We start from the raw sequence: 5,716 nt of genomic DNA, 5'->3' as shown, positions 1-5,716 counted from the left end.
GAATAGAGAGCTGACGATGACCTACTCTCACATGGGCGAACCACACTACCATTGGCGCTACGATGTTTCACTTCTGAGTTCGGGAAGGGATCAGGTGGGGCCATCGCGCTATTGTCGTCAGCAAAGGGGGTTAGATATGAGTCTGTTGTTGTTATTGTTTGACTTCAAGTTTAAGCTTGTTGTCGATCAACTTGTAACCTAACTGAATCAAGGTTAAAGGTGATATCGAAATATTCTTTCTTTATTCTATAGCCTGAGCTATACAAGATAGATTAATTAGACTTGTATACAAACCACTTGGGTGTTGTATGGTCAAGCCAAACGAGCAATTAGTACAGGTTAGCTACACGCATCGCTGCGCTTCCACACCCTGCCTATCAACGTCCTAGTCTTGAACGGCTCTTTAGGGAAATCTAATCTTGAGGTGGGCTTCCCGCTTAGATGCTTTCAGCGGTTATCCCATCCGAACGTAGCTACCGGGCAATGCCACTGGCGTGACAACCCGAACACCAGAGGTTCGTCCACTCTGGTCCTCTCGTACTAGGAGCAGATCCTCTCAAATTTCCAACGCCCACGGTAGATAGGGACCGAACTGTCTCACGACGTTCTAAACCCAGCTCGCGTACCTCTTTAAATGGCGAACAGCCATACCCTTAGGACCTGCTTCAGCCCTAGGATGAGATGAGCCGACATCGAGGTGCCAAACACCGCCGTCGATATGAACTCTTGGGCGGTATCAGCCTGTTATCCCCAGAGTACCTTTTATCCGTTGAGCGATGGCCCTTCCATACAGAACCACCGGATCACTAAGACCTACTTTCGTACCTGCTCGACTTGTGGGTCTCGCAGTTAAGCGCGCTTTTGCCTTTATACTCTACGACCGATTTCCGACCGGTCTGAGCGCACCTTCGTACTCCTCCGTTACTCTTTAGGAGGAGACCGCCCCAGTCAAACTACCCACCATACATTGTCCTCGGTATTGTTATACCTGAGTTAGAACCCCAACATGACCAGGGTGGTATTTCAAGATTGGCTCCACCGAGACTAGCGTCTCGGCTTCAAAGCCTCCCACCTATCCTGCACAAGTCAGGTCAAAGTTCAATGTAAAGCTGTAGTAAAGGTTCACGGGGTCTTTCCGTCTAGCCGCGGGTACACAGCATCTTCACTGCGATTTCGATTTCACTGAGTCTCTGCTGGAGACAGCGCTGCCATCATTATGTCATTCGTGCAGGTCGGAACTTACCCGACAAGGAATTTCGCTACCTTAGGACCGTTATAGTTACGGCCGCCGTTTACTGGGGCTTCGATCAAGAGCTTCGCTTACGCTAACCCCATCAATTAACCTTCCAGCACCGGGCAGACATCACACCCTATACGTCCACTTTCGTGTTTGCAGAGTGCTGTGTTTTTAATAAACAGTTGCAGCAGCCTGGTATCTGCGACTGCCAACAGCTCAAGGAGCAAGTCCTATCACCATCAACAGCGTACCTTCTCCCGAAGTTACGGTACCATTTTGCCTAGTTCCTTCAGCAGAGTTCTCTCAAGCGCCTTGGTATTCTCTACCTGATCACCTGTGTCGGTTTAGGGTACGATTCGTTTATAACTATTGCTTAGAAGCTTTTCCTGGAAGCATGGTATTTGCCACTTCGCTGTACAAGTACAGCTTGCTATCAGATCTCGGTATAAAATAGCCCGGATTTACCTAAGCTATAAACCTACATCCTTTCACCTGGACAACCATCGCCAGGCTGACATAACCTTCTCCGTCCCTCCATCGCATTATAAACAAGTATCGGAATATTAACCGATTTCCCATCGACTACGCCTTTCGGCCTCGCCTTAGGGGTCGACTCACCCAGCCCCGATTAACGTTGGACTGGAACCCTTGATCTTCCGGCGTGCGAGCTTTTCACTCGCATTATCGTTACTCACGTCAGCATTCGCTCTTGTGATACCTCCAGCATGCTTTACAACACACCTTCACAGGCTTACACAACGCTCCCCTACCACTTGAAAACAAATTCAAATCCGCAGCTTCGGCTCCTAGTTTGAGCCCCGTTACATCTTCCGCGCGGGCCGACTCGACTAGTGAGCTATTACGCTTTCTTTAAAGGATGGCTGCTTCTAAGCCAACCTCCTAGCTGTCTATGCCTTCCCACCTCGTTTCCCACTTAACTAGGAATTTGGGGCCTTAGCTGGCGGTCTGGGTTGTTTCCCTCTCCACGATGGACGTTAGCACCCACCGTGTGTCTCCCGGATATCACTCATCGGTATTCGGAGTTTGCATCGGTTTGGTAAGTCGGTATGACCCCCTAGCCGAAACAGTGCTCTACCCCCAATGGTGTTCGTCCGAGGCGCTACCTAAATAGCTTTCGGGGAGAACCAGCTATCACCGAGTTTGATTAGCCTTTCACCCCTATCCACAAGTCATCCCCTGGCTTTTCAACGACAGTGGGTTCGGTCCTCCGGTGCCTGTTACGGCACTTTCAACCTGCTCATGGATAGATCACTCGGTTTCGGGTCTATACCCTGCAACTAAACGCCCTATTAAGACTCGGTTTCCCTACGGCTCCCCTAAACGGTTAACCTTGCTACAGAATATAAGTCGCTGACCCATTATACAAAAGGTACGCGGTCACCCAACAAGTGGGCTCCCACTGCTTGTACGCACACGGTTTCAGGTTCTATTTCACTCCCCTCACAGGGGTTCTTTTCGCCTTTCCCTCACGGTACTGGTTCACTATCGGTCAGTCAGGAGTATTTAGCCTTGGAGGATGGTCCCCCCATCTTCAAACAGGATTTCTCGTGCCCCGCTCTACTTAATATGTTAACTCTAATGTTTCGAATACAGGACTATCACCTACTACGGTCAGCTTTCCCACGCTGTTCTTCTACATTAGAATTAATCGGCTTCTCCCCGTTCGCTCGCCGCTACTAGGGGAATCTCAATTGATGTCTATTCCTAAGGGTACTGAGATGTTTCACTTCCCCTCGTTCGCTTCCTAATAAATTAGGATACCTACCTTATGGTAAGTGGGTTTCCCCATTCAGAAATCTCCGGATCACAGGATATTGCCGCCTCCCCGAAGCTTATCGCAGGCTGTCACGTCTTTCATCGCCTCTGACTGCCAAGGCATCCACCATGTGCGCTTCATTACTTGACCATACAACCCCAAGTAGTCTTTCGACTTCTAAGTGTCATACAATCTAATTATGATAACGATATCACCTATGTTTATACGCTTGATTCAGTTCTCTTTACTTTTTTAATAACTCACCCCTGGGATAACAACTGATGTCGTTAAGAGGCGAGTTATTAAGGTTAAGAAGTGCGCGTGAACACGCTCTTCTTAACCCAGACTCATATCTATGTTTTTAAATAGTCTCTATGCTCTCGTCGAGTCACAGATTCTGTATAAAACAGAAAGAAGTAATCAATCACAATCACTTGTTTCTATTTGATACCTATTTATTTATTAGCATCTAAAGCTTACTTAACCGTCTTAGTAGTGGTGGAGCCAAACGGAGTCGAACCGTTGACCTCCTGCGTGCAAGGCAGGCGCTCTACCAACTGAGCTATGGCCCCATTGTAAAATGGTGGGTCTAGGTGGACTTGAACCACCGACCCCCGCGTTATCAACACGGTGCTCTAACCAGCTGAGCTACAGACCCTAATACGTTTGTTAAAAACGTAAGCTTAAACTAAAGAACAACTTGTTGTGAATTCTTGCTGACCGAATGCGTCTATAAGGAGGTGATCCAGCCGCAGGTTCCCCTACGGCTACCTTGTTACGACTTCACCCCAGTCATCAACCACACCGTGGTGAACGCCTCCCCGAAGGTTAAGCTATCCACTTCTGGTGCAATCAACTCCCATGGTGTGACGGGCGGTGTGTACAAGGCCCGGGAACGTATTCACCGCGGCATTCTGATCCGCGATTACTAGCGATTCCTACTTCATGGAGTCGAGTTGCAGACTCCAATCTGGACTACGATAGGCTTTTTGAGATTCGCATCACATCGCTGTGTAGCTGCCCTCTGTACCTACCATTGTAGCACGTGTGTAGCCCTGGTCGTAAGGGCCATGATGACTTGACGTCGTCCCCGCCTTCCTCCAGTTTGTCACTGGCAGTATCCTTAGAGTTCCCGGCTTAACCCGCTGGTAACTAAGGACAAGGGTTGCGCTCGTTGCGGGACTTAACCCAACATCTCACGACACGAGCTGACGACAGCCATGCAGCACCTGTATTCTAATTCCCGAAGGCACTCCCGCATCTCTGCAGGATTCTAGATATGTCAAGACCAGGTAAGGTTCTTCGCGTTGCATCGAATTAAACCACATGCTCCACCGCTTGTGCGGGCCCCCGTCAATTCATTTGAGTTTTAACCTTGCGGCCGTACTCCCCAGGCGGTCTACTTATTGCGTTAGCTGCGTCACTAAGTCCTCAAGGGACCCAACGACTAGTAGACATCGTTTACGGCGTGGACTACCAGGGTATCTAATCCTGTTTGCTACCCACGCTTTCGAGCCTCAGTGTCAGTATGATGCCAGGAAGCTGCCTTCGCCATCGGTATTCCTTCAGATCTCTACGCATTTCACCGCTACACCTGAAATTCTACTTCCCTCTCACCTACTCTAGCCTAACAGTTTCAGATGCAGTTCCCAGGTTAAGCCCGGGGATTTCACATCTGACTTATCAAGCCACCTACGCTCGCTTTACGCCCAGTAATTCCGATTAACGCTTGCACCCTCTGTATTACCGCGGCTGCTGGCACAGAGTTAGCCGGTGCTTATTCTGCAGCTAATGTCATCGTCTCCGGGTATTAACCGAAGAGTCTTCTTCACTGCTTAAAGTGCTTTACAACCAAAAGGCCTTCTTCACACACGCGGCATGGCTGGATCAGGGTTTCCCCCATTGTCCAATATTCCCCACTGCTGCCTCCCGTAGGAGTCCGGGCCGTGTCTCAGTCCCGGTGTGGCTGATCATCCTCTCAGACCAGCTACAGATCGTCGCCATGGTAGGCCTTTACCCCACCATCTAGCTAATCCGACTTAGGCTCATCTAATAGCGAGAGCAGTAAACTGCCCCCTTTCTCCCGTAGGTCGTATGCGGTATTAATACGAGTTTCCCCGTGCTATCCCCCACTACTAGGTAGATTCCTAAGTATTACTCACCCGTCCGCCGCTCGACGCCTGGTAGCAAGCTACCATCGTTTCCGCTCGACTTGCATGTGTTAAGCCTGCCGCCAGCGTTCAATCTGAGCCATGATCAAACTCTTCAGTTTAATCTTGCTATGAAGCTCTTTAAAGAAGCTTCTAAACTTGGCTCATCTAATCTGGCAAAATCGCTAAAAATTATGTTCGTAATGAATTAACTTTGAGTTTTTCTGCTGTCTTAAATGATAATTTTTATAGTTAATAATCTTCCCGAAAAGAAAAGATAGTCAACTTTATTTTTTAGCATTCTGAATCAGCAAAAATCCACACAAGTTGTTCTTTAGTTATGCTTTTAAATAATGTCTGACACTGTCGTCCAGTGCTAGTATTTCAAACTAAATAAGTCAGCCAATGTGGCTTATCCTATTTAGCGAGCTGACCATCATATCATGTTTTAATAGTCTGTCAACTTCTTTTTTTAATTTGTTTCAACAAGTTAACTGGGTTATTAATGTGTAATTACACACTAGCTACTTCCAGCTCGTCTTGATGAGGTGC

2 tRNA genes and 3 rRNA genes are annotated in these 5,716 nt (G+C 48.2%); all 5 read right to left on the bottom strand.

The features are described 5' to 3' along the window. Window positions 1–8: 8 nt before the first annotated feature. Window positions 9–122 (bottom strand): 5S ribosomal RNA (rrf, locus tag HCZ91_RS13750). Between the two features lie 186 nt (window positions 123–308). Then, window positions 309–3,164: ribosomal RNA gene (locus HCZ91_RS13745) — 23S ribosomal RNA — on the bottom strand. Between the two features lie 346 nt (window positions 3,165–3,510). Continuing rightward, window positions 3,511–3,586, bottom strand: a tRNA-Ala gene (locus tag HCZ91_RS13740). Between the two features lie 9 nt (window positions 3,587–3,595). Then, window positions 3,596–3,672, bottom strand: a tRNA-Ile gene (locus HCZ91_RS13735). Between the two features lie 75 nt (window positions 3,673–3,747). Continuing rightward, window positions 3,748–5,286: ribosomal RNA gene (locus HCZ91_RS13730) — 16S ribosomal RNA — on the bottom strand. Together the 16S, 23S and 5S rRNA genes with 2 tRNA genes alongside form the textbook arrangement of a ribosomal RNA operon. Window positions 5,287–5,716: the final 430 nt, after the last annotated feature.

This window comes from Psychrobacter sp. BI730 (assembly GCF_013414195.1).
GTDB lineage: Bacteria > Pseudomonadota > Gammaproteobacteria > Pseudomonadales > Moraxellaceae > Psychrobacter.
The sequence above is the reverse complement of the archived record's forward strand: the minus strand, read 5'-3'. Positions and strand labels throughout refer to the sequence as shown.